Below are 519 nucleotides of genomic sequence, written 5' to 3' on the forward strand. Positions count from 1 at the left end.
CGCGCGCGAACCGTGCGGTTGAAATTGCTGTCACCCAGACCATGGTGGACCGTGTTGAGCGTCGCTTCGATCTGCGCCCCAAAAGGTTGGCAGGCGACACGGCTTACGGTGCGGTTGCTCAAATGGCTGGTGGATCGCAAGATCACGCCGCACGTTCCGGTGTGGGACAAGTCGACACGCCCCGATGGCACCTTTAGCCGAGCCGACTTCGTCTTCGACCAGAAACGCAATGTCTATGTTTGCCCGGGTGGCGCGGAACTGACCAGCACCGGCAATATCGATCAAGGTCACATCGTTTACTACAGAGCCAGCAAGAGCGACTGCGCTGGCTGCGCCTTGAAGCCCAAATGCACGACGGCGGTCGTGCGCAAAATTACCCGCGACATCAATGAAGACGTGCGCGATCGTGTCCGTGCGCTGGCCAATACGGAAGCCTTCGAGCAATCGCGCCGCGAGCGCAAAAAGGTCGAGATGCGGTTTGCTCATATGAAACGCATTCTCAGGCTCGACCGRCCGGCT

Annotated in this window: 1 pseudogene; it reads left to right on the top strand. The window is 59.5% G+C overall.

Going from position 1 to position 519, the window contains the following annotated elements:
• A pseudogene (locus tag AC629_RS44625) lies at window positions 1-519 on the top strand (transposase); the annotation flags it as partial.

Origin of the sequence: Bradyrhizobium sp. NAS80.1, assembly GCF_001908205.1 — a bacterium.
Lineage (GTDB): Bacteria > Pseudomonadota > Alphaproteobacteria > Rhizobiales > Xanthobacteraceae > Bradyrhizobium.